22 protein-coding genes and 3 tRNA genes are annotated in these 21,860 nt (G+C 71.9%); 13 read left to right on the forward strand and 12 right to left on the reverse strand.

The genetic code is table 11. The features are described from left to right. A partial coding sequence (locus ETU37_RS22680) for an alkaline phosphatase PhoX (protein WP_129989736.1) occupies positions 1–1,168 on the forward strand: 1,168 nt, incomplete at its 5' end. 164 nt (positions 1,169–1,332) lie between these two features. On the opposite strand, the gene ETU37_RS22685 is transcribed toward ETU37_RS22680, so the two are convergent. Beyond that, positions 1,333–1,405, reverse strand: a tRNA-Arg gene (locus tag ETU37_RS22685). A 259-nt stretch (positions 1,406–1,664) separates the two neighbouring features. Between ETU37_RS22685 and ETU37_RS22690 the strand changes: the two genes are divergently transcribed. From ETU37_RS22690 to ETU37_RS22705, 4 genes are all read left to right on the forward strand, one after another. After that, on the forward strand, positions 1,665–3,992 hold the full coding sequence (locus tag ETU37_RS22690; RefSeq protein WP_129989738.1) for a molybdopterin cofactor-binding domain-containing protein: 2,328 nt from the start codon (positions 1,665–1,667) through the stop codon (positions 3,990–3,992). Positions 3,993–3,995: 3 nt separating this feature from the next. Continuing rightward, the gene (locus ETU37_RS22695; RefSeq protein WP_129989740.1) at positions 3,996–4,475 is read left to right on the forward strand and encodes a (2Fe-2S)-binding protein; all 480 of its coding nucleotides are present in this window, start codon (positions 3,996–3,998) and stop codon (positions 4,473–4,475) included. Between the two features lie 351 nt (positions 4,476–4,826). Further along, positions 4,827–6,704 (forward strand): phosphoenolpyruvate carboxykinase (GTP), encoded by a 1,878-nt coding sequence (locus ETU37_RS22700; RefSeq protein ID WP_129989742.1) that lies wholly within the window; start codon positions 4,827–4,829, stop codon positions 6,702–6,704. Between the two features lie 33 nt (positions 6,705–6,737). Then, positions 6,738–7,817 (forward strand): phospholipase D-like domain-containing protein, encoded by a 1,080-nt coding sequence (locus ETU37_RS22705; RefSeq protein WP_206054148.1) that lies wholly within the window; start codon positions 6,738–6,740, stop codon positions 7,815–7,817. A gap of 289 nt (positions 7,818–8,106) precedes the next feature. Here ETU37_RS22705 and ETU37_RS22710 read toward each other — a convergent pair whose 3' ends face one another. Then, on the reverse strand, positions 8,107–8,379 hold the full coding sequence (locus ETU37_RS22710; RefSeq protein WP_129989744.1) for a hypothetical protein: 273 nt from the start codon (positions 8,377–8,379) through the stop codon (positions 8,107–8,109). 350 nt (positions 8,380–8,729) lie between these two features. Here ETU37_RS22710 and ETU37_RS22715 point away from each other — a divergent pair, with 350 nt between their 5' ends. Then, positions 8,730–10,301 (forward strand): metallophosphoesterase, encoded by a 1,572-nt coding sequence (locus ETU37_RS22715; RefSeq protein WP_240755902.1) that lies wholly within the window; start codon positions 8,730–8,732, stop codon positions 10,299–10,301. Positions 10,302–10,341: 40 nt separating this feature from the next. Here the strand turns inward: ETU37_RS22715 and ETU37_RS22720 are convergent. After that, positions 10,342–10,434: transfer RNA gene (locus ETU37_RS22720), tRNA-Ser, on the reverse strand. Between the two features lie 70 nt (positions 10,435–10,504). After that, complete coding sequence (locus ETU37_RS22725) at positions 10,505–10,966, reverse strand: hypothetical protein (protein ID WP_129989746.1); 462 nt, start codon at positions 10,964–10,966, stop codon at positions 10,505–10,507. A gap of 119 nt (positions 10,967–11,085) precedes the next feature. Here ETU37_RS22725 and ETU37_RS22730 point away from each other — a divergent pair, with 119 nt between their 5' ends. Then, the gene (locus ETU37_RS22730) at positions 11,086–11,445 is read left to right on the forward strand and encodes a hypothetical protein (protein ID WP_129989748.1); all 360 of its coding nucleotides are present in this window, start codon (positions 11,086–11,088) and stop codon (positions 11,443–11,445) included. Here the strand turns inward: ETU37_RS22730 and ETU37_RS22735 are convergent. The 5 genes from ETU37_RS22735 to ETU37_RS22755 form a co-directional block, all read right to left on the reverse strand. Beyond that, entirely contained in the window at positions 11,406–12,161 is a 756-nt protein-coding gene (locus tag ETU37_RS22735) for a Type 1 glutamine amidotransferase-like domain-containing protein (protein ID WP_129989750.1), read from the reverse strand. The two genes, ETU37_RS22730 and ETU37_RS22735, sit on opposite strands and share 40 nt — an antisense overlap. An 87-nt stretch (positions 12,162–12,248) precedes the next feature. Then, positions 12,249–12,337, reverse strand: a tRNA-Ser gene (locus tag ETU37_RS22740). A 47-nt stretch (positions 12,338–12,384) separates the two neighbouring features. After that, positions 12,385–12,621 (reverse strand): biotin/lipoyl-binding carrier protein, encoded by a 237-nt coding sequence (locus ETU37_RS22745; protein ID WP_129989752.1) that lies wholly within the window; start codon positions 12,619–12,621, stop codon positions 12,385–12,387. A 30-nt stretch (positions 12,622–12,651) separates the two neighbouring features. Next, complete coding sequence (locus tag ETU37_RS22750; protein ID WP_129989754.1) at positions 12,652–13,827, reverse strand: hypothetical protein; 1,176 nt, start codon at positions 13,825–13,827, stop codon at positions 12,652–12,654. Positions 13,828–13,989: 162 nt separating this feature from the next. Beyond that, on the reverse strand, positions 13,990–14,817 hold the full coding sequence (locus ETU37_RS22755; protein WP_129989756.1) for a carbon-nitrogen hydrolase family protein: 828 nt from the start codon (positions 14,815–14,817) through the stop codon (positions 13,990–13,992). Between the two features lie 27 nt (positions 14,818–14,844). Here ETU37_RS22755 and mobA point away from each other — a divergent pair, with 27 nt between their 5' ends. The 6 genes from mobA (at position 14,845) to ETU37_RS22785 (ending at position 18,784) form a co-directional block, all read left to right on the forward strand. Further along, complete coding sequence (gene mobA / locus ETU37_RS22760; RefSeq protein ID WP_240755903.1) at positions 14,845–15,444, forward strand: molybdenum cofactor guanylyltransferase; 600 nt, start codon at positions 14,845–14,847, stop codon at positions 15,442–15,444. Between the two features lie 74 nt (positions 15,445–15,518). Continuing rightward, on the forward strand, positions 15,519–16,409 hold the full coding sequence (locus ETU37_RS22765; RefSeq protein WP_129989758.1) for a hypothetical protein: 891 nt from the start codon (positions 15,519–15,521) through the stop codon (positions 16,407–16,409). After that, positions 16,406–16,792 (forward strand): GntR family transcriptional regulator, encoded by a 387-nt coding sequence (locus tag ETU37_RS22770; protein ID WP_240755904.1) that lies wholly within the window; start codon positions 16,406–16,408, stop codon positions 16,790–16,792. The genes ETU37_RS22765 and ETU37_RS22770 overlap by 4 nt, the downstream gene beginning before the upstream one ends. 41 nt (positions 16,793–16,833) lie before the next feature. Further along, positions 16,834–17,130, forward strand: coding sequence for a DUF6457 domain-containing protein (locus ETU37_RS22775; RefSeq protein WP_129989760.1), 297 nt, complete (start codon positions 16,834–16,836; stop codon positions 17,128–17,130). 45 nt (positions 17,131–17,175) lie between these two features. Continuing rightward, positions 17,176–18,159 (forward strand): NAD(P)H-quinone oxidoreductase, encoded by a 984-nt coding sequence (locus tag ETU37_RS22780; RefSeq protein ID WP_129989762.1) that lies wholly within the window; start codon positions 17,176–17,178, stop codon positions 18,157–18,159. Between the two features lie 10 nt (positions 18,160–18,169). Further along, positions 18,170–18,784: a bacterial proteasome activator family protein gene (locus tag ETU37_RS22785; RefSeq protein ID WP_129989764.1), complete on the forward strand. Its 615-nt coding sequence runs from the start codon at positions 18,170–18,172 to the stop codon at positions 18,782–18,784. A 39-nt stretch (positions 18,785–18,823) separates the two neighbouring features. Here the strand turns inward: ETU37_RS22785 and ETU37_RS22790 are convergent, their stop codons facing one another. From ETU37_RS22790 to ETU37_RS22800, 3 genes are all read right to left on the reverse strand, one after another. Further along, a complete protein-coding gene (locus tag ETU37_RS22790) occupies positions 18,824–19,105 on the reverse strand; it encodes a 4a-hydroxytetrahydrobiopterin dehydratase (protein WP_129989766.1) in 282 nt (93 codons plus the stop codon). A gap of 77 nt (positions 19,106–19,182) precedes the next feature. Continuing rightward, a complete protein-coding gene (locus tag ETU37_RS22795) occupies positions 19,183–19,968 on the reverse strand; it encodes a succinate dehydrogenase/fumarate reductase iron-sulfur subunit (protein WP_129989768.1) in 786 nt (261 codons plus the stop codon). Further along, the gene (locus ETU37_RS22800) at positions 19,968–21,821 is read right to left on the reverse strand and encodes a fumarate reductase/succinate dehydrogenase flavoprotein subunit (protein WP_165372653.1); all 1,854 of its coding nucleotides are present in this window, start codon (positions 21,819–21,821) and stop codon (positions 19,968–19,970) included. The genes ETU37_RS22795 and ETU37_RS22800 overlap by 1 nt, the downstream gene beginning before the upstream one ends. Positions 21,822–21,860: the final 39 nt, after the last annotated feature.

Here is a 21,860-nt window from a genome sequence, read left to right on the forward strand (position 1 = left end):
CGAGACGCTCCTCGACACGGGCGAGCCCTCGCCGAGCGACCCGGACGGCGCGGCGGTGTTCGAGCGCCGCGATGGCTGGACCTTGGTGCAGAACCACGAGATCGGCGGCGACGAGACGTTCGGCGTTCCTGCTCTTCCCGGTCTCACCTTCGACCCCGGCGCCCGCGGTGGTACGACGACGATCGTGATGGACAAGAAGGGCAACCGCCTCTCGGAGTACGTCAGCCTGGCCGGCACCCACAACAACTGCGCCGGCGGCAAGACCCCCTGGGGCACCTGGCTGTCCTGCGAAGAGACCGAGCAGCGCAAGGGCGGCCAGTTCCTCGAGGACCACGGCTGGACCTTCGAGGTCGACGCCTTCGACCGGCCGGCCAACCAGGACCCGGTACCCCTGAAGTTCCTCGGCCGCTACTCCCATGAAGCGGTCGCCGTCGACCCGAACGGCACGATCTACCTCACCGAGGACGCCAACGGCCCTCACGGCCTCTACTACCGGTGGACCCCGCCGTCCGGCTTCAAGCCCGGCAAGGGAGCGCTCCGAGAGCTGGCGCTCGCCGAGGGCGGAGACACCGCCGGCACCCTGCAGGCCATGCGCTGCACGAAGGGCGGACGGGCGATCGCCGACCTGTCCGAGGCGACCCAGGTGGGCACGACGTACAAGGTCACCTGGGTCGACGTGCCGGACCGGCTGGCAACGACGACCTCCGCGCGCAAGCAGTTCGCGACCGGCGAGGTGACCGGCAGCCGCAAGCTCGAGGGCGCCTACTGGGGGGACGGTGGCGCCTACTTCGTCGCCAGCTTCGCCCGAGCCGGCGACGGCAGCAAGAACGAGCACGACGGGCAGGTGTGGTTCTACGACCCCGACTCCGAGACGGTCAAGCTCAAGAGCATCTTCGGGGTGAACCCCGATCCCGACGCGGACACCGACTACGACGGTCCGGACAACATCTGCCTCGACCCCAACGGTGGCCTGATCCTCGCCGAGGACGGCGAGGGCATCCAGCACCTCGTCGGCATCACCACGGCAGGCAAGGCCTTTCCGCTGGCCCGCAACGACGTCAGCGGCAGCGAGTTCGCCGGCCCGACCTTCACCGAGAACGGCAAGGTTCTGTTCGCCTGCATCCAGGGCGACGGCTACACGTTCGCCATCACCGGACCTTGGGCGTGACGGCCATGCCCTCCGGCGGTCGCCGCCAGGCGGCACACGGCACGGGCATCGTGCCGCCATTCGTGAACCAGCGCCTCTCGACGGTCCGCTGAGCCGGCTCGCGATCAGGGCCCGGACGCGCAGAACCCCAGGTCAACGGGGGATATGACCTGGGGTTCCGCTAGCGCGCCCGAAGGGATTCGAACCCCTAACCTTCTGATCCGTAGTCAGATGCTCTATCCGTTGAGCTACGGGCGCATGCCTTGGTCGGACGTCGTCCGCCCGGAGGCCTCGGACACTTTAGCGTGCGGGTCCAGCGGCGGTGAAATCGGGACGACGTGACCCTCGCCTCTGCAACAGGTTCCAGAACCTGAGACGTGTCGCTGGTCACCCATCCGCGGCCGTGGGAGCGTTCGAACCGCCAATCGAGTGGGGTGACCCACCGATGCGGGTTCAGTCGTGGGAGGACATCGGCTGGGCTGCCTCGCAACGGACTCGGACGTTGAGAGGACAGCGCATGAGTGAGACGGCAGCACGCGCAGCACGACCACGGACGGAGGCGGACCCCGGGCGACGTAGGTTCCTCGGCTACCTCCTGGCGGCGCCCACGTTGGCGGCCGCCGCCGACCTCTCCCTCGGTACGGCGACCGCTCCGCCCGCGCTGGCGTTGCCGTCGGGGCCGCAGCCGGCCGAGGTCTACGACCTCAACGACATGCTCACGGACGCCACCCGCCCGACGGCGAACCTGATCACCGTCGTCGTGCACGAGGACGGGACCGCGTCGTTCGAGCTGCCCCGGTCGGAGAACGGCCAGGGGATCATGACGTCGAGCGCGATGCTCGTCGCCGAGGAGCTCGACCTCCCGGTCAGCAAGGTGCGGGTCACCCTCGCCGACGCCCGGCCCGAGCTGCTGTTCAACCAGCTGACCGGCGGCTCCAACACGACGATCTCCACGTTCACGCCGATCCGCGTGGCGGCTGCGATCGCCAAGCAGGAGCTGCTCGCGGCCGCCGCCATCGTGCTGTCCGCGGAGGTCGAGAGCCTCGAGGCCGACGCCGGCGTCATCACCGCGCCCGGCGGCGCGAGCGTCGGCTACGGGCAGCTGGCGCGGCGCGCCGCCGCCACCTCGACCCGGCGCGTCGACGTGACGCTCACCGACCGTGCCGACTTCAAGGTCATCGGCACGCCGCACAACCGCACCGACGCGCGCAAGGCGGTCACCGGCCGCAAGGAGTTCACCCTCGACCTGCAGGTCAAGGGCGCCCGGCCCACCATGGTCTGCCGCGCCCCCACGCTCAACGGCACACCGGTGCGGGTGCGCAACAAGAAGAAGGTGCTGGCGATGCCGGGCATCACCCACGTCGCCAAGGTGTCGACCGGCGTCGCAGTGCGCGGCAAGACGTTCGGCCAGGTGATCAGGGCGGTGCGCGCCCTCGACGTCGAGTGGAAGGACGGCCCGGTCGCGGGACAGTCGGACGCCGACGTGCTGGCCGAGCTCCGGGCGGCGGAGCTGCCGCTCGCCGTACCCGCGCTGCCGGCCGGCGCGAAGACGGTCGACGCCGACTTCACCTTCTGGTTCCGCAGCAACAGCGCCCTCGAGCCCAACTGCGCGATCGCCGACGTGCGGACCGACCGCGCCGAGATCTGGGCCGGGCTCAAGTCGCCGATCACCGCGCATGAGGAGATCGCGACCCGGCTCGGCATGACGCCCGACCAGGTCACGGTCCACGTCGTCCAGGGCGGCGGCTCCTTCGGGCGCAAGCTCTTCTTCGACGCCGCGCTCGAGGCCGCCGAGATCTCGCAGAAGATGCGGAAGCCGGTCAAGCTCATGTGGCACCGCACCGACGACTCCCGCGTCGGCCGCACCCACCCGATGGCGACCTCGCGGATCCGCGCGACGTACGCCGGCAGCGAGGTGCTGTCCTTCGAGCAGCGGCACACCAGCGTCGTCACCGACAACAGCCACGGCCTCGGCGAGCTGATCACCGCGATGTCGGCCAAGCTCCCCGTCGGCGAGATCGGCTTCGCGCAGACGATCTTCGCGCTGACCCAGGAGGTGCCGTACCACTACGGCCTGGTCGACCAGCAGCTCGACGAGACCGACTCCCGCTTCAACACCGGCAGCATGCGCAACATCTACTCCCCCGACACCTGCACCGCCCGCGAGCTGGTCACCGACCAGCTGGCGGAGGCGATGGGGCAGGACGCGTTCGCGTTCCGGCGCGAGCACGCCAAGGACGACCGCGCCAGGGCGGTGCTGGCCACGGTCGCCGAGGTCGGCGGGTGGGGGCGTCGCATGCCGGCCGGTACGGCGCAGGGCATCGCGCTGCACAAGGAGTACAAGGGCCTCAACGCCTGCCTCGTCGAGATCGATTGCCGACCCGCGACGGTCGACCGGCCGGTGCGGGACGGGGTCACCGGCCCGCGCGTGACCAAGGTGGTCATGGCCGTCGACGTGGGCCTCGCGGTCAACCCCCGCGGCCTGGAGGCGCAGATGCAGGGCGGGATCATGGACGGCATCGCCCTGGCGCTGACGTCGAGCCTGCACCTGCGCGACGGCCACTTCCTCGAGGGCAGCTGGGACAACTACTTCTACACGCGCCAGTGGAACGTCCCGCCCGAGGTCGAGGTCGTCGTCATGCCGGACACGACGGGCGAGCCCGGCGGCGCCGGCGAGTTCGGGGTCGCGTCGACGTTCGCCGCCGTGGCCTGCGCCTACCGGCGCGCCACCGGCCGCACGCCCACGGAGTTCCCGATCAACCACCGGGACCCGCTCGCCTTCAAGCCGAAGCCCACCGTCCCGCCCATCCCGCAGTCCCCGACCAACGGCCTCCGGAGGTACTGACCCATGCCGAAGCACTCCTTCCTCCTCAACGGCGAGCGCGTCACCGTCGACGTCGACGACGACGTCCGCCTGCTCTGGGTGCTGCGTGACGTGCTCGGCGTGACCGGCCCGAAGTACGGCTGCGGCATCAACGTCTGCAAGGCGTGCACCAGCCACGTCAACGGCCGCGCGTTCAACCCGTGCTCGGTGAAGGTCTCCGCCCTCGACCGCGACGACGAGATCACCACCATCGAGGGCCTGCCCGGCACCGCGCCCGGTCCCGGGCTGCACCCGATGCAGGAGGCCTGGATCGACCGCGACGTCGCCCAGTGCGGCTACTGCCAGCCCGGCCAGGTCATGGCCGCGGTCGCGCTCGTCCGGCAGGTACGGCGCGAGGGCCGGTCGATCACCGACGCGGACCTCGACGGCATCCGCAACATCTGCCGGTGCGGCACCTACGCCCGGATCCGGGAGGCCGTGCGGCAGGGCGAGGCAGCGATGTGAAGTTGCGTGGGAACGGGTTCCCGCCGGGGACGGCACGACGCGCTGACCAGCGGAAATGCGACGGATTTCCCACACGTTCCCACCGGCTCTCGCACGTTCGAAGAGAGTCCCACGCAAGTGCGTTAACCCCGGTCACACCTTGGATCGGTCCAATAGCCGGGCGCTCGACCTTGTGCGTACATTCACCAGCACCTCGCCGGACCGCTCCAGTCACCGGGCGGCGGGCGGCACGAAGCAGCTGCAAGGGCGCGGCGACACACGACAATCCCCGACCACACCACCGGCCCCATACCGGGACCCGGTGGCCGTCCCCTTCCCAGGGACGAGAAGCGCGAGAGGACCCGGTTGGCCATGACGACCGACACGAGCACCAGCCCCACCACCGAGGGGACCATCCCGAGCCAGTCCGGCGCCGCGGCCGCCGCCCCCACCTCCCACCCCGGGATCCTGTCCTGGGTGCAGGAGGTCGCGGAGCTCACGCAGCCGGACCGCATCCACTGGTGCACCGGGGACGACGCCGAGTGGACGGAGCTGACCGAGGCGCTCGTCGCGAGCGGCACGTTCACCCGTCTGAACGAGGAGAAGAAGCCGAACAGCTTCCTCGCCCAGTCCGACCCCACCGACGTGGCGCGCGTCGAGGACCGCACCTTCATCTGCTCGGTGGACGAGAAGGACGCCGGCCCCACCAACAACTGGATGGCGCCGGACGAGATGAAGGCGGTCATGACCGACCTCTACCGGGGGTGCATGAAGGGCCGGACGATGTACGTCGTCCCCTTCGTCATGGGCCACCTCGAGGCCGACCAGCCGATGTTCGGCGTCGAGATCACCGACTCGGCCTACGTCGTGGTCTCCATGAAGGTGATGGCCCGCATGGGCAGCCACGTGCTGCGCCGCATGGAGGAGCTCGACGCCGCCGGCGACGACGTGCACTGGGTCCCGGCACTCCACTCCGTCGGCAAGCCGCTGGCCGAGGGCGAGCAGGACGTCGCCTGGCCGTGCAACGACACCAAGTACATCGTGCAGTTCCCCGAGGAGCGCGCGATCTGGTCCTACGGCTCCGGCTACGGCGGCAACGCGCTGCTCGGCAAGAAGTGCTACGCGCTGCGCATCGCCTCTGTGATGGCCCGCGACGAGGGCTGGCTCGCCGAGCACATGCTGATCCTCAAGCTGACCAGCCCCGAGGGCGTCGTGAAGTACGTCGCCGCGGCCTTCCCGAGCGCCTGCGGCAAGACCAACCTCGCCATGCTCGAGCCGACGATCCCGGGCTGGAAGGTCGAGACCCTCGGCGACGACATCGCCTGGATGAAGATCGGTGACGACGGCCGCCTGTACGCCGTCAACCCGGAGTTCGGCTTCTTCGGCGTCGCGCCGGGCACCAACGAGCTGACCAACCCCAACGCGATGCGCACCATCGACCTGGGCAACTCGGTGTTCACCAACGTCGCGCTGACCGACGACGGCGACATCTGGTGGGAGGGCATGGAGAACACCCCGGCCCACGCCCGCTCGTGGAAGGGCCAGGACTGGACGCCCGACAGCGAGGAGCTGTCCAGCCACCCGAACAGCCGCTACTGCACGCCGATCAAGCAGTGCCCGATCCTCGCCCCGGAGTACGACGACCCGCAGGGCGTGCCGATCGACGCGATCCTCTTCGGCGGCCGCCGCAAGACGACGATCCCGCTCGTCGCCGAGGCCCGCGACTGGACGCACGGCACGTTCATGGGCGCGACGCTCTCCTCGGAGACCACCGCGGCCGCGACCGGCGCCGTCGGCGTCGTGCGTCGTGACCCGATGGCGATGCTGCCGTTCATCGGCTACAACGCCGGCGACTACTTCAACCACTGGATCACGGTCGGCAAGGACAACGACGCCGCGAAGCTGCCGCGCATCTTCTACGTGAACTGGTTCCGCCGCGACGAGGACGGCGGCTTCCTGTGGCCGGGCTTCGGCGAGAACAGCCGCGTCCTCAAGTGGATCGTCGAGCGCATCGACGGCCAGGCCGAGGCGGCCGAGACCCCGATCGGCCACGTGCCGACGCCGGAGTCGCTCGACGTCGAGGGCCTCGACATGACGCCGGAGGCGCTCGCCGCGGCGCTCGAGGTCGACGTCGAGGAGTGGAAGGCCGAGATCCCGCAGATCGTCGAGTGGTTCGAGAAGTTCGGCGACACGCTGCCGGCCGTGCTCTGGACCGAGCTCGACGGCCTCAAGGCGCGCCTGGGTGCCTGACATGAGTCTCTGCTCACCGGGCATACTTGCCCGGTGAGCAGAGACAACGGCGCGTCCCGTGGCTCCTGGGGACCCGAGGACCGCCGCCTGCTCGAGACCGGCGCCGCTCGCATCTACTCCAACGCCGTCCAGCACGGCTCGCTCCCCGCGGACGACCCGCGGCTGCGCGACGACAAGCTGCGACCCGCGCTCGACCTGCTCCTCGACATCGGCCTGCTGCGCCACGACGAGTCGAGCGACCGCTACGTCCCGACCGACCCCGCCGCGGTCCAGTCGCAGATCGTCGTACCCCTCGGCCAGCAGGGCGCCGACCTTCTCGCCGAGTCCGCGCGCTGGGCCGACACCTTCAGCGACCTCGGCCAGGTGTTCCGCACCTCGCCACGCGCGACGGTCAACCCGATCACCGAGATCCACGGGCTCGAGAACATCAACAACTTCATCGCGGCCGCCGTCAGCGACTGCCGGCAGGACCTGCTCACCGCGCAGCCGCACGGCCGCCGCCCGGCCGACATCCTCGCCAAGGTCGAGGACCGCGACGTCAAGGCGCTCGAGCGAGGCGTGCGGATGCGCACGCTGTACCAGCACTCGGCGCGGCACAGCCCCGCGACGCGCGAGTACGTCGCCGACATCACCGCCCACGGCGCCGAGGTGCGCACGCTCGACGAGTTCTTCCGCCGGCTGCTGGTCATGGACCGGCAGGTCGCCGTGGTCCCGGCCTCCGACAACCACCACGTCGCGATCGCGATCCACGAGAAGTCGCTGATCGCCTACCTCGTCGACATCTTCGAGCGGGCCTGGGAGCGCGCGCAGCCGTTCAACGTCAGCGGCACCCAGGCCGAGCGGCACATCGCCGAGGACGTCCGGGCGATGACGATCCGGCTGCTCGTGGAGGGGCACAGCGACCCCGCCAGCGCCAAGCGGCTCGGCGTCAGCACCCGCACCTACGCCGGCTACATCGCGGCGCTGAAGGACGAGTACGACGTGCAGACCCGGTTCCAGCTCGGCTACGCCATGGGCCGTGACACGAGCCAGCGCTCGGCGCCGTCGACGGACACCCCCGGCGCGGACCTGGGCGCGCTCGCCGAGTTCGACGGGCACGACGGCGAGCGCTGACCGCGCTCCGGCCGTGGCCCGCGCCCGCGAGGTGCCGGACGGACCCGAGAACCGTCCGGGGGCACCCCGCGGGCATGGGGCGGACATGCTGCGAGGGCAGTCACCCTGACGTGAAACTGCCCTCGCACGAGGTCTGAAGTACGGGCCGGGGGGATGGCACTGTGGAATCGAACTGCCGGGGGGATGACTCGTTCGTCCTCGTCTTCAGGCCTGGTCTGGCGATCGATTCCGGGGGAGGTGGGACCGGTCGCATTTGTGGGTGTGCTCCCGCGCTAACCGCGGGGTCGGATCACGTGCCGTTCCAGCCCGTGTCCGAGTCCGTCCCCAGCCGGGTGCCGTTCCAGCCGGTGTCGGAGTCCTTCTTGGTGGCCTTCTTGATCTTGGTGTTCTTGGTGTTCTTCGTGACGGCCTTCGTGCCGTTCCAACCCGTGTCGGAGTTGGTGGACACTCGCGTGCCGTTCCAACCGGTGTCGCTGGCGGAGGCCGGAGCCGCCACGCCACCGAACGCGCCTGCCACCAGCAGGGCGCCGGCAGCCAGCTTGGCTGCGCTGCGCTTCGTCATTGCGTACCTCGTGTTCTCAGTCCCAGGGGTGCGGCGGTCGCCCGCCGTTCCCCTAGTGTCAGTCACCGGCGGCGACCCGGGCTAGAGAATCGGGCCGCGAGAATGTGCACTGCATGTTCCTGCAAAAAGGACAAGAACGGGACGCATGCGCTGCACAGGGCCTATAGTGCGTCGAGCAGTCCGGGCCTTCGGACCAACCGTCCGAAGCGGGCAAATCGGGTGGTTTCCGGTCTTGACCGGCCCCTCCTCCGCGGACGTCATCGTTGCGTAGTTGTGCAATACACGCCAGTCCGCTAGGTCGCGCAACAACCCGGACCGGTGTATACACGCCCCCCACCTAGGGTGGACGGATGCGGCTGTCGCGTCCGTTTCGTCCCCGTGGCGGTCTCCCCCGTCCGACGCCACGCCGTGTCGCCGTCCTGGTCGTCGCCTGGCTGCTCGTCGCGCTGCCCGTCGCGGCCGCGCTGTTCGCGACCGGTTCCCGCAGCACCGTCGTCGCGGGCCACGACGCGGTGGTCCGGCCGACCTTCGACGGTCACGCCACCCTCGACCTCGGCCCGTACATCCCGAGCTTCCGGCTCCCCACCGGCACCCGCCTCGGCGCTGCCATCGACCTGGGGGCGACCGAGCTCGACAGCTACGAGGCGCTGATCGAGCGCTACGCGTTCATCGCCAGCCAGCCGGAGGGTCAGGTCGCCAAGGTCCGCGCGACGATCGCCGACCTCGCCCTCGACTCCGCGGTGCTCGGCGCCGTGATCGGCCTCGCCGGACCGGCGCTGGTGCTGCTGGTCGGCTGGTCGCGGTGGCGGGAGCTGACCCATCCCTGGACCCTCCGCCGTACGGCGCTCGCCGGCATGAGCGCGGTGGTCCTGCTCGCCGCCGGGCTGGTCGTGCGCGACGACCAGGTGCCGCCCGTGGAGAGCGGCGACTGGGTGCCGCTGCAGGAGGCGCTGCCCGACCTCGACGTGCCCGCCGAGGCAGCCTCCCTCGAGGTCGAGTCCGGGCTGATGACGACCGGCACGCGACGGCTCGTGGAGAGCGCCCTGGACACCTACCGCACGAGCCTGGACTTCTACCGCGAGCTGGTCGAGGCCGCGCCCGTGCTGGCCTCGCAGCTGCGCCAGCCGGAGGAGGGCGAGGTCGTCGGCCTGCTGGTCAGCGACCGGCACGACAACGTCGGCATGGACCCGGTCGCCCGGGCGGTGGCCGACGCCGGCGGCGCGACGTTCCTGCTCGACGCCGGTGACGACACCTCCACCGGCTCGTCGTGGGAGTCGTTCAGCCTGGAGTCGCTCGCCGAGGCGTTCGGCGACTACGACGACCGCTACGGCATCGCCGGCAACCACGACAACGGCGACTTCGTCACCGACCGGCTCGACGAGCTCGGCTTCACCACGCTGGACGGCGAGGTCGTCGACGGGCCAGAGGGGATCCGGCTGCTCGGCGTCTCCGACGTGCGCAGCAGCGGCCTGGGCAGCTGGCGCGACGAGCGCGGCGTGACGTTCGAGGAGCAGAGCACCCGGCTGGCCGACCTCGCCTGCGAGCGCGACGCGGACGGCGAGCGAATCTCGACGCTGCTGGTGCACGACGCCAACAGCGCCCGGGTCGCGCTCGAGCGCGGCTGCGTCGACCTGGTGCTCGCGGGTCACCTGCACGTGCAGGTCGGGCCGACGCCGGTGGTGGGCGAGAACGGCCGGACCGGCTACACCTACACCAACGGCACGACCGGCGGTGCGGCGTACGCCCTGGCGATCGGCAGCAAGCTGCGTCGTGATGCCGAGGTCTCGCTGGTGACCTACCGGGACGGCCGTCCGGCGGGGATCCAGCCGGTGGTCGTGCGCACGACGGGGGAGTACGAGGTCGGCGACTGGACGCCGCTGCAGCTCGACGACATCGCCGCGACCGAGGACGTCCGGGAATGAGCGCGGCCCCGCACCCGAGGGGTGCGGGGCCGCGGCGGACTGGCGGAGGTGGCGGGATTTGAACCCGCGAGAGGGGTTTGCCCTCAACCCGCTTAGCAGGCGGGCGCCATAGACCGGACTAGGCGACACCTCCCGACAGCGAGGGACAGGCTACCGGTCGCCGCCGGGGCGCGGCCAATCGGCCGGGCGGGCGGGCTGGAGGTTCAGAAGGAGGGCGGCACCGGGCGGTAGCCGTGCCCCCGGTTGAGGTGCTGCTGGAGGTCGCGCACGAAGGCGGTCTCACCGCGCTCGACGACGCCCACCGGGATCGTGGTCGTGCTCCCGTCGCGGCGGCGCAGCACCACGCAGCGGGCGCCGCCGACCGTGGTCGCGACGACGTCCTCGACGTCCTTCCAGCGGCCCTGCGCGACGCCGACGCCGCGCACGAGGCGCACCCGGTAGCCCTCGTCGTCGAGCCGCACGATCGTCGTACGGCGGACCAGGACGAGGCCCCCGCCGACCACGAGGACGACGGCCAGCACGACCGCGGTCGACAGCACGGCGCGCGGCCACGAGAACGCCCCGACCAGGACGGCGACGAGCACGACCAGCAGTCCGGCCGCGGCCGCGGTCGCGCCCATCATCCGGACGGCGACGGGCGCCGCCAGCCGATAGTCGGAGGTCATGCCCGGAATCGAACCAGCCTGCGCGCACTGGACCAAACGGGCGGCACGAGGCTCTTGTCACACCGGCCCCGCGAGCGCACACTCGAATCCCCACACACCTCCCCCCGAGGAGGCCTGCGATGACTGGTCTCGAGCACGCGATCCAGGGACTCCGGGAGGCCCTCGACGCACCCCGCCGGCAGCACATGTGGCGCTGGCTGGTCCGACACCGCATGGCCGCGGTCAAGGACGCACTGGCCCCCGAGGGGACCCGTGGCGGAGACGCCTGGCTGGCGTCCCGCGAGCTCACCCTCCATCGTGAGCGGGACTCGCTGATCCGCCGGCTCACCGAGCTCGGGCCCGCCGTGCTGGAGTCCGACGACGTCGACACCGTGCGCGGCGAGCTGACCAAGCTGGTCGGCGCGCTGGAGCGCTACCGGCAGCGGCTCAACGACCTGGTTTACGACAGCGTGTCGCTGGAGCTCGGCGGCTCGGAGTAGCCACCCCGGTAGCCACCCAGGTACGTCGCCTCCAGCGGGGTCTCGACGACCCGCCCGTCGACGAGCTCGACGCGGTACCCGTCCGCGCCCGGCCGCGACGCGACCACGTCGGTCAGCTCGCCGTCCTCGAAGAGGAGGCCGCAGCCGTCGTCCGCGGCGTAGCCGCCCGGGAAGCCCTCGGCCACCAGCGCCCGGTAGGTGCCGGCGCGGAGCTCCTCGCCGTCGTAGTGCGGGCACGACGACCCGGGCACGAAGCCGAGGCCGTCGCGCAGCGGGGCCAGGCCGGGCCCGAACGAGTCGGTGACCGAGGCCTCGAACCAGCAGTTCATGCCGGCGCTGATCCCGGCCAGCACCGTGCCCCGGTCGGCGGCCTCGGCGAGGATCTCGGGCAGCCCGTGCAGCCGCCAGACGGCGAGCAGGTTGGCGGTGCTGCCGCCCCCGACGTACACCACGTCCTGCGGCAGCAGGAACGACCGCAGGTCGGCCTGCTCGCGGGTGAACAGCCGCAGCACGCTGGTGTCCGCGCGGCCGGCGAACGCCTCCTCGAAGGTGCGCACGTAGTCGGCGGCGTCCCCGCTGGCGGTCGGCACGAAGCAGACCTTCGGCCGGCGGCCGGGGTCACGGACGAGGCTGAGCAGGTAGTCGTCGAGCGCGGGGTTGTCGGGCTCCATCGAGAACCCGCCACCACCGAGAGCGAAGATGCGGCGCCGTACCATCTGGTCCTTTCCAGGCGTACTCCCCCGAGCGCGCCATGCCACGACGGCTCACCCGATGGTCACACCACCGCCGGGCAGGCTGTCGCGCAGAGGGGGCGGGATTCGAACCCGCGGCTGACATCTCTGCCAGCGACCGCTTTCAAGGCGGTTCCGATCGGCCACTCCGGCACCCCTCCGTGAACCGGGTGCCCCGGTGCACGCACGGGAGTGTACGGCGCTGCGGTCAGGACAGGTCGAGAGAGACCAGGATGTCGCCCTCCTGGACGACGTCACCGGAGGAGACCTTGACGGCGCTCACGGTCCCGGGGTGCTCGGTCAGCACCGGGATCTCCATCTTCATCGACTCGAGCAGCACCACCGTGTCGCCGGCCGCGACGGTGTCGCCGGGCTCGACGGTCACCGTCATCACGTTGGCCACCATCTCCGCGACGATGTCGGCCGACCGGGGTTCACGCGCCATGGTGGCGAACCTACTACGAAGGCCCGCTGATCAGAGCAGCGCGGCGGTACGGCGGGGTTCGGGCCGGTGCGCCGTCGCCTCCTCCTCGCGCCGGGCCCGGGCGCCGCGCGTGCCGGAGAGGAACGCGTCGATCCGGATCACCAGGTAGCCGAGGACGAGCCCGATCACCACGCCGTACCCGACCGTGATGCCGGCCTCGAGCAGCGTCCTCCGGTGGTCGATCAGCGAGGTCGCGATGCCGGCGAGCGCGGTCGCACCGAACGCGCACGGCCACCAGCCCTGGCGGCGGCGCGCGCGGGTCGAGACGCCCCAGGCGAGCGCCGGTATCCCCAGCAGGGCCTCCAGCGGGCGCGGCACACCGCCGAGCGTCATCCGGGCGTCGCGGTAGGCCTGCTCCATGCTGCGGATCAGCTCGGGCGAGCCCCAGCGGGTGAGTGCCTCGGTGTAGGCGAGCGACAGCGCCAGGAGGAGCAGACCGCCGACCACCACGACGGCGCCGCGGGTGCCGAGGCCCGGGAAGCCCGCGCCGAGCCGGTAGACGAGGGCCACCGTGGCCAGCAGGGACAGCGTGAGGACGAGGTACTCCGTGCGCTCGACCGAGACCTTGGCGTCGTAGGCGTTGGCGGCGAACGCCGCGACGGACGCGACGAACGTCGCGACGAGGCACTCGCGCACCACGCCGGCGAACCGGGCCGCCGGGACGGTCACGATCACGCCGAGGACCGCGCCCATGGTGGCGGTCACCACGGTCGCGCCGGCGAGGAGGACGGGGACGCCGGAGACCGCGGCGCCGGCGGACAGCAGCAGCGCCAGCACGGCGGTGAGGAGCGGTCGGCCGCCCGTGCGCACGCCGAGCGCGAAGGCGTAGAGCGTGGTGACCGCGACCGCGCCACCGAGCGGGAGCCAGGGGGCGAGCCAGGTGGGGATGCCCATGTCGAACCACCCGGCGAGGAGGGCGGCGAGGGCGGCGAGCGTCGCGAGCAGCCAGGTGGTGGCGAACGTGCCTTGGGACACGGCTCGCCAGACGGTGCGCTTCTGGGTGAGGTCGGGGATCTCCGGCGACGTGGTCGTCGGCCCGGGGACGAGCGGGATGTCCGAGGGGACGGTCAGCGTCCGTTCCCGCTCGACGGCGCGCGCGGGCGGCGGGCCCGGGTCTGCCGGCGCAGGTGTGGCACCGACCGGCGCCGCGAGCGGCGTGGTGGTCACCGGGGAAGGGTCGCGGGCGGGTCGGCCGCCGCGGCGCGGCGGCTTCTCGAGCCGTCGCTTGGGCGGTGGGGCCGCGCGTCGGCGACCAGGCTTCTGGTCAGGCACGGAACCCCTCGAGAAGTCGGTGACGGATCCCCGCAGGATATCGGCTGGGGCGTAGCGCTACATCCGGCGGTTCAGCAGGGACGGGTTGGTCCGCCTGACCGCATCGAGCTCGCCCAGGTCGACCGTCGCGGTGACCACGCGACCGTCGGCGTCGTCGGTCTCGGCGAGCACGTCGCCGCTCGGCGCGACGACCAGCGAGTGGCCGGTGTAGCGGGGCGCGGGCTGGCCGGCCGCGGCGACGTACACGGTGTTCTCGATCGCCCGCGCGGTGACCAGCGTGCGCCAGTGCTCGACCTTGCGCTCGCCGGCCACCCAGGCCGCGGGGACCAGCAGGAGCTCGGCGCCGCGCTCGGCGAGGGACCGGCTGAGCTCGGGGAAGCGCAGGTCGTAGCAGGTGGTGAGGCCGACCCGCACGCCCTCCACGTCGACCAGCACGGGCTCGACGGTGCCGGCGACGAGCCGGTCGGACTCCTTGTAGCCGAAGGAGTCGTAGAGGTGGATCTTGCGGTACGACGCCCGCAGCCCGCCGTCGGGCCCGAGCACGACAAGCGTGTTGTAGGGGCGCGCGGGGTCGTCGCTCGTCTCGAACATCCCGGCGACGACGGTGACCCCGTGCGTGCGGGCCTGCTCGGCGACGGCGTCGACGAACGGTCCGTCGAGCGGCTCGGCGTACGCCGACACGTCCGAGCCCGGCTTGCCGAAGTCCCGGGCGAACGCCTCGGGGAGCACCACGAGCCCGGGGCGTGGGTCGTGCCGGACGGCGTCGCCGACCACGGAGAGGGCCGCGCGGTTGTCGGCCGGGTCGAGGCTCGAGGCGCGCTGGACCAGGGCGACGGTCAGCCTCGTGCTGCGCCCGGGGCTGCGCTCCGTGCTGTCTGCGGCCATGCGAGCCAGCCTGCCAGACTGACCGGCGTGACCGACCACGTCCCGACGCCCGGGCCGCTGCGCCTCGGGGCCGTCGTCCTCGCCGGTGGCACGGCCGCACGGATGGACGGGATCGACAAGGCCTCGATCGAGCTCGGCGGCGTCACGCTCCTCGAGCGCGCGCTGGCGGCGACGATGTCGGCGCTGGAGGTCGTCGTGGTCGGGACCGAGGTGCCGACCACCCGTCCGGTGACGTTCACCCGGGAGGATCCCGCCGGCGGCGGTCCCGCGGCCGGGCTGCTGGCGGGCCTGGACGGCTTCTGGCGGATGCCCGACCTGGTCTGCGTGCTCGCGGTCGACATGCCGCGGGTGGACGCCGGGACCGTCGCGCGGCTGACCTGGGCGGTGGAGGCCGACGCCGCGGTGGACGGCGCCTGGCTGGTCGACGCGGACGGTCGCGAGCAACCGCTGGCGGCGGTGTACCGCACCGCGTCCCTGACCGCGGCCCGGCCGGCGTCCCGTGAGGACGAGCACGGCCTGCCGGTCCGCCGCCTGCTGGGTGGGCTGCGGATCGCGCCCGTCGCCCCGGTCGGCGACGAGGCCCGCGACGTCGACACCTGGGAAGACCTGCGCGACCTCGGCGGCTGAACCGGTTGCGGGCGTGGCGCCCCAATGATTCAATGACCTAACTCATTCAGTCATTGGATCGTCGGGGGTGGAGCATGGCCGCTGGCCTGCTGTTCGTCGTGCCGCTGTTCGGGCTGCTGCTCGTCGGCGTCGTCGTGCTGGTCGTGCTGGCGGCGACGCACTCGCCGGACGCCGCCCTCCCGCACGAGGTCGCGTCCGCCCGCCGGCACGGCGTCGTGGTCTCGGTCGTGGCGACGACCGTGCTGCTGCTCGGGGCGGTCGTGCTCACCGGGATGACCGCGCGCTCGCTGCAGGGGACACCGGTGCTGGCCGCGGCCGTGCCCCTGCTCGCCGCGGCCGGCGCGCTCGTCGTGCTCCTGGTGGGGGAGCTGACCTGGCCGCGACCGAAGGGCGCCACGCGCACCGCCGTCCTCAGCGACCGCAGGGTTCGCGACCTGGCCCGCGGCGGCTGGGCCGTGACGGCGCTCCTGGTCTCCGGCGGCCTCGCCCTCGTCGTCGTGGTGGGGGCGGTGCTCGCCGACGGGTCCGGCCGCACGATCACCACCACGTCGGTGGGCAACCGGGTCTCCGCCACCGCGGGCCCCTTCCCCGGCGTCGTGTACGGCGGGCCGCAGCTGGCCGCGCTGGTCATCGCCGTCGCGCTGGTCGCCCTGGTGCTGTGGGCCGCGACCAACCGGGCCGCCGTCGTGACCGCCGACCCCGCCACCGACGCGCTGCTGCGCCGGTCGTCGGCCGCACGCGCCTTCCGGATCCTCACCTTCGCGGTGCTGCTGACGCTGGCCGCCGACCTGTTCTACGGCGGGAGCGCCGCCCAGCGGGTCCACGACGGCGCGTTCGCGAGCGCGGTCGCCGTCGCCGCCACCCTGGCGGGCCTGCTGTGCGGCGTGCTCTCCCTGGTGGCGCTGCTGTTCCCGGTCCCGCGGCTCACCCGCTCGGCGCTGCCGCAGCACCCGGTGCGCGTGTGACCGCCACCCCCGCGGTGAGCGTGACGCTGGACCTGCTCGCCGCCACCCCGCCGTACGAGCAGGTGCGCGCCCAGCTCGCCGGCCACATCCGCGCGGGGGCGCTGCAGCCCGGCGACAAGCTGCCGGTGGTGCGGGCGCTCGCGGCCGACCTGGGGGTGGCGACCAACACCGTCGCGCGGGCCTACCGCGAGCTGGAGGCGGGCGGCCTGGTCACCACGCGGCGCCGGGTCGGCACGATCGTGCAGGCGGGCAGCGGCAGCGAGGTGGAGCCGGCGCTGCTGGCCCAGGCGAAGGCGTTCGCCCGGTCAGCCCGCGTCGCCGGGCTGAGCGACGACGAGACGATCGACCTGGTGCGGGGAGCGCTCAGCGCATCGGGGGGCTGACCGGTCTTGCAACTTGGCAGGGACCGTTAGACGCTGGATGGGTGACCCTGCACGACTGGATCGACGAGCTCTGCGACGCGCTGGACATCGACGCCGAGATCGACGAGGGCATCATCCTGGACGTGGCGCGCGACGCCGCCCACGCCGTCGAGCGCGTGGCCGCGCCGATCTCGACCTTCCTGCTCGGCTACGCCGCGGCCCTCTCCGACGCCAGCCCCGAGAAGCTCGAGGAGCTGGCCGGCCGGGTGACCGAGCTGGCCGAGAAGTGGGGCGGCGAGAAGGACGAGATGGAGGACGTCGAGGTCGAGGTCGACGACGACCTCGTCGACGCCGAGTGACCGCCCGTCCCTGAGCGCCTGGGGCGCTTCGCTAGCGTCGGCCCCATGCGTGCCGTCGTCGTCACCGAGCCCGGAGGACCCGAGGTCCTCACCGTCCGCGACCTTCCGGACCCCGAGCCGGGCCCGGGCGAGGTCGTGCTCGACGTCGCCGGCACCGCCGTCAACCGCGCCGACCTGCTCCAGCGGCAGGGCCACTACCCGCCGCCGCCCGGCGCCTCCGACGTGCTCGGGCTCGAGTGCTCCGGCACCGTCGCCGCCGTCGGCGAGGGGGTCGAGCGCTGGCAGGTCGGCGACGAGGTGTGCGCGCTGCTCGCCGGTGGCGGCTACGCCTCGAAGGTCGCCGTACCTGCGGGGCAGCTGATGCCGGTGCCCGAGGGCCTCGACCTGGTGAGCGCGGCGGCGCTGCCCGAGGTGGCGTGCACGGTGTGGTCCAACGTGTTCATGGTGGCCGGGCTGCGGGCCGACGAGACGCTGCTCGTGCACGGCGGCGCGGGCGGGATCGGCACGCACGCGATCCAGGTGGCGCACGCGCTCGGCGCGACGGTGCTCACCACGGCCGGTTCCGCGGAGAAGCTGGAGCTGTGCCGTTCGCTCGGCGCGGACGTGGCGATCGGCTACCGGGAGCAGGACTTCGTCGAGGAGGTACGGCGCGCGACGGACGGTCGCGGGGTCGACGTCATCCTCGACAACATGGGCGCGAAGTACCTCGACCGCAACATCGACGCCCTCGCGCTCGAGGGCAGGCTCGTCATCATCGGGATGCAGGGCGGGGCCAAGGCCGAGCTCGACATCAGCACGCTGCTGCGCAAGCGCGCCGCGGTGATCGCGACCACCCTGCGCTCGCGGCCGACCGAGGAGAAGGCCGCGATCTGCGCCGCTGTCGTCGAGCACGTCTGGCCGCTCGTCGCCGACGGCGCCGTACGGCCGATCGTGCACACGACGCTGCCGCTCGACCGCGTCGGCGAGGCGCACGCGCTGATGGCCGACAGCGGTCACAGCGGCAAGATCGTGCTCACGCCCGCCTCGTAGGGTGGACCCCATGAGCGAAACCCGCCCCGAGCAGACCGACGACCCGCACGTGGTCGTGATCGGCCCCGACGGCATGGCCGTCGCCGGCGGCGCGGGCGGCCGGCACAGCGCCGAGCTGTCCGAGGAGGAAGCCGAGGAGACGGAGCGCCAGATCACCGACCTGGTGGAGCAGCCCGCGAAGGTCATGCGGATCGGCAGCATGATCCGCCAGCTGCTCGAGGAGGTGAAGGCGGCACCGCTCGACGAGGCCAGCCGCGCCCGGCTCGCCGGCATCCACCGCTCGTCGATCAAGGAGCTCGAGGCCGGGCTCGCGCCGGAGCTGGTCGAGGAGCTGGAGCGGCTGTCGCTGCCGTTCAGCTCCGACACCCCGTCCGAGGCGGAGCTGCGCATCGCCCAGGCGCAGCTCGTCGGCTGGCTGGAGGGCCTGTTCCACGGCATCCAGACCGCGATCTACGCCCAGCAGGTCGCCGCCCGGGCCCAGCTCGAGCAGATGCGCCGCGCCCTGCCGCCCGGCATGGTGCCCAGCGACGAGGCGCTGCAGGCCGCCCAGGCTGCCCGCGCCGCCCGCGCCGGTCACCCGCACGACGAGGGCGACGACCCGGGTCGCAGCGGGATGTACCTCTGAGGAGTCGGCGGGAAGCACCTGTGACGCGGGTTTGGTGCGTCAGACCAGCCCGTCGATCTGACCGGCGAGCGCCAGATCCTTCGCGGTGATCCCGCCCTCGGAGTGCGTCGAGAGCCGGAACGTCAGCGTCCGCCAGCGGATGTCGATGTCGGGGTGGTGGTCGGCCTCCTCGGCGACCTCCGCGACCCGCCGTACCGCGTCGATGCCCTCGAGGAACGACGGCGCCTCCACTTCCCGCACGAGCGTGTCGCCGTCCTGCGACCACGCGGACAGGTCACCGGACAATGCGTTGTCGATCTCCTGCTGGTCGAGAAGTGCCATGCCCCGACCGTACGGCGAGAGGCCACTCGACGCACGACACGCCGACGAAGCCGGTGGGGATGTGGCCTCTCGCGCCCCTACGCCGGACCGTGCTCCTCGGAGCGGGTGCCGCGGTCGGAGCGCTTGAAGATCTTCTCGCCGAGCCAGACGACCGGGTCGTACTTGCGGTCCACGACGCGTTCCTTCATCGGGATGATCGCGTTGTCGGTGATCTTGATGCCCTCGGGGCAGACCTCGGTGCAGCACTTGGTGATGTTGCACATCCCGATGCCGGCGGCCTCCTGCGCGAGGGCGCGCCGGTCGTGGGTGTCGAGCGGGTGCATGTCGAGCTCGGCGTACCGCAGGAAGAACCGCGGGCCGGCGAACGCCTGCTTGTTGTCCTCGTGGTCGCGCACGACGTGGCAGGTGTTCTGGCACAGGAAGCACTCGATGCACTTGCGGAACTCCTGGCCGCGCTCGACGTCCTCCTGCTTCATCCGGCGCTTGCCGTCGGGGTCGCGGGGGGTGAGCCGGGCGGCGGGGAGCTGCTTGGCCTTCTCGTAGTTGTACGAGACGTCGGTGACGAGGTCGCGGATCACCGGGAAGGCGCGCATCGGCGTGACGGTGATCGTCTCGGACTCGTCGAAGTCGGAGAGCCGGGTCATGCACATGAGCCGGGGCCGGCCGTTGATCTCGGCGGAGCAGGAGCCGCACTTGCCGGCCTTGCAGTTCCAGCGCACGGCGAGGTCGCCGGCCTGCGTCGCCTGGAGCCGGTGGATCGCGTCGAGGACGACCTCGCCCTCCTCGACCGCGACGTTGTAGTCGCCGAGCTCGCCGCCGGACGCGTCGCCGCGCCAGACCCGCATCTTCAGGTTGTAGCCCATCAGCTCTCCTCGAACAGCGTCTTCAGGTCGTCCGGCATGACCGGCAGCGGCTGGTGCTTCAGGTCGACGGAGTCGCTGTCCGACGGCAGCGTGAGGACGAGGTTCAGCGCGCCCCACCCGTCGTCGGGCGTGGGGTAGTCGTCACGCGTGTGCCCCCCGCGCGACTCCTGCCGCTCGAGCGCGGCCTTGGCGATGCACTCGGAGACGACGAGCATGTTGGCGAGGTCGAGAGCGAGGTGCCAGCCCGGGTTGTACTGCCGGTGCCCCTCGACCGAGAGGCGCTTGGCCCGCTCCTTGAGCCGCTCGATCTCGGCGAGCGAGTCCCGCAGCTCAGCCTCGGTGCGGATGATCCCGACCAGTCGCTGCATGACGTCCTGCAGGTCCGTCTGGATCGTGTACGGGTTCTCTCCGCCCTCCACCTCGAACGGGTGCAGCGCCGCCGCCGAGGCGGCCTTGACCTGCTCGGCGCTGACGGTCGGCCGCTGCTTGGTGCGCATGGAGTGGTACGCCGCGTTGTGGCCGGCGCGCCGGCCGAAGACCAGCAGGTCGCTCAGCGAGTTGCCGCCGAGCCGGTTGGAGCCGTGCATGCCGCCGGCCACCTCGCCCGCGGCGTACAGACCTTCGACGATGCTCTGCTCGGTGTCGGCGTCGACCTCGACCCCACCCATCACGTAGTGGCAGGTCGGCCCGACCTCCATGGGCTCCTGGGTGATGTCGACGTCGGCGAGCTCCTTGAACTGGTGGTACATCGACGGCAGCCGGCGCCTGATGAAGTCGGGGCTGCGACGGCTCGCGATGTCGAGGTACACGCCGCCGTGCGGTGACCCGCGGCCGGCCTTGATCTCGGAGTTGATCGCGCGGGCGACCTCGTCACGGGGGAGCAGCTCGGGCGGGCGGCGGTGGTTCTTCTTGTCGGTGTACCAGCCCTCGGCCTCCTCGATGGTGTCGGCCGTCTCCTTCTTGAAGAACTCGGGGATGTAGTCGAACATGAACCGCTCGCCCTCGGCGTTCTTCAGCACGCCGCCGTCGCCGCGCACCGACTCGGTGACGAGGAGTCCCTTGACCGACGGGGGCCAGACCATGCCGGTCGGGTGGAACTGGACGAACTCCATGTTGATGAGCGAGGCGCCCGCGCGCATCGCGAGGGCGTGGCCGTCGCCGGTGTACTCCCAGGAGTTCGACGTCACCTGGTAGCTCTTGCCGATGCCGCCGGTGGCGAGCACGACGGTCGGCGACTCGAAGACGACGAAGCGGCCGGTCTCGCGCCAGTAGCCGAAGGCACCGCTGATCCGGCCGCCTGTCCCTCCTGAGCCTGTCGAAGGGTCGCGGAACAGCTCGGTGACCGTGAACTCCATGAACACGTCGATGTCGAGGTCGACCGCCCGCTGCTGGAGGGTGCGGATCATCTCCAGCCCGGTGCGGTCGCCGACGTGGGCGAGCCGGGCGTAGCGGTGGCCGCCGAAGTCGCGCTGGGAGATCAGGCCGTCCGCGGTGCGGTCGAAGAGCGCGCCCCACTCCTCGAGCTCGAGCACCCGCTCCGGCGCCTCCTGGGCGTGCAGCTGCGCCATCCGCCAGTTGTTGAGCATCTTCCCGCCGCGCATGGTGTCGCGGAAGTGCACCCGCCAGTTGTCGTCGGCGTAGAGGTTGCCCATCGCGGCCGCGATGCCGCCCTCGGCCATCACGGTGTGCGCCTTGCCCAGCAGGGACTTGCACACGATGGCCACGCGCGCGCCCGCATCGTGGGCCGCGATCGCCGCGCGGAGGCCCGCGCCACCCGCGCCGATCACGACGACGTCGTACTCGTGGCGCTCGATCCCGGTGTCGACACCCGCGTCCGTGCGGTTGCCGGTCATCGGATGACGGTCGTCATGTGTTGCCTCAGTCATTCAGAG

This window comes from Nocardioides iriomotensis, from assembly GCF_004168035.1.
Taxonomy (GTDB): Bacteria; Actinomycetota; Actinomycetes; order Propionibacteriales; family Nocardioidaceae; genus Nocardioides_B; species Nocardioides_B iriomotensis.

What these genes read in the sequence shown, in the direction of transcription:
- ETU37_RS22690 (WP_129989738.1), top strand. Translation starts at nt 1,665, where the DNA reads ATGAGTGAGACGGCAGCACGCGCAGCACGACCACGGACGGAGGCGGAC.
- ETU37_RS22695 (WP_129989740.1), top strand. Translation starts at nt 3,996, where the DNA reads ATGCCGAAGCACTCCTTCCTCCTCAACGGCGAGCGCGTCACCGTCGAC.
- ETU37_RS22700 (WP_129989742.1), top strand. Translation starts at nt 4,827, where the DNA reads ATGACGACCGACACGAGCACCAGCCCCACCACCGAGGGGACCATCCCG.
- ETU37_RS22710 (WP_129989744.1), bottom strand. Translation starts at nt 8,379, where the DNA reads ATGACGAAGCGCAGCGCAGCCAAGCTGGCTGCCGGCGCCCTGCTGGTG.
- ETU37_RS22715 (WP_240755902.1), top strand. Translation starts at nt 8,730, where the DNA reads ATGCGGCTGTCGCGTCCGTTTCGTCCCCGTGGCGGTCTCCCCCGTCCG.
- ETU37_RS22725 (WP_129989746.1), bottom strand. Translation starts at nt 10,966, where the DNA reads ATGACCTCCGACTATCGGCTGGCGGCGCCCGTCGCCGTCCGGATGATG.
- ETU37_RS22730 (WP_129989748.1), top strand. Translation starts at nt 11,086, where the DNA reads ATGACTGGTCTCGAGCACGCGATCCAGGGACTCCGGGAGGCCCTCGAC.
- ETU37_RS22735 (WP_129989750.1), bottom strand. Translation starts at nt 12,161, where the DNA reads ATGGTACGGCGCCGCATCTTCGCTCTCGGTGGTGGCGGGTTCTCGATG.
- ETU37_RS22745 (WP_129989752.1), bottom strand. Translation starts at nt 12,621, where the DNA reads ATGGCGCGTGAACCCCGGTCGGCCGACATCGTCGCGGAGATGGTGGCC.
- ETU37_RS22755 (WP_129989756.1), bottom strand. Translation starts at nt 14,817, where the DNA reads ATGGCCGCAGACAGCACGGAGCGCAGCCCCGGGCGCAGCACGAGGCTG.
- ETU37_RS22765 (WP_129989758.1), top strand. Translation starts at nt 15,519, where the DNA reads ATGGCCGCTGGCCTGCTGTTCGTCGTGCCGCTGTTCGGGCTGCTGCTC.
- ETU37_RS22780 (WP_129989762.1), top strand. Translation starts at nt 17,176, where the DNA reads ATGCGTGCCGTCGTCGTCACCGAGCCCGGAGGACCCGAGGTCCTCACC.
- ETU37_RS22785 (WP_129989764.1), top strand. Translation starts at nt 18,170, where the DNA reads ATGAGCGAAACCCGCCCCGAGCAGACCGACGACCCGCACGTGGTCGTG.
- ETU37_RS22790 (WP_129989766.1), bottom strand. Translation starts at nt 19,105, where the DNA reads ATGGCACTTCTCGACCAGCAGGAGATCGACAACGCATTGTCCGGTGAC.
- ETU37_RS22795 (WP_129989768.1), bottom strand. Translation starts at nt 19,968, where the DNA reads ATGGGCTACAACCTGAAGATGCGGGTCTGGCGCGGCGACGCGTCCGGC.
- ETU37_RS22800 (WP_165372653.1), bottom strand. Translation starts at nt 21,821, where the DNA reads ATGACCGGCAACCGCACGGACGCGGGTGTCGACACCGGGATCGAGCGC.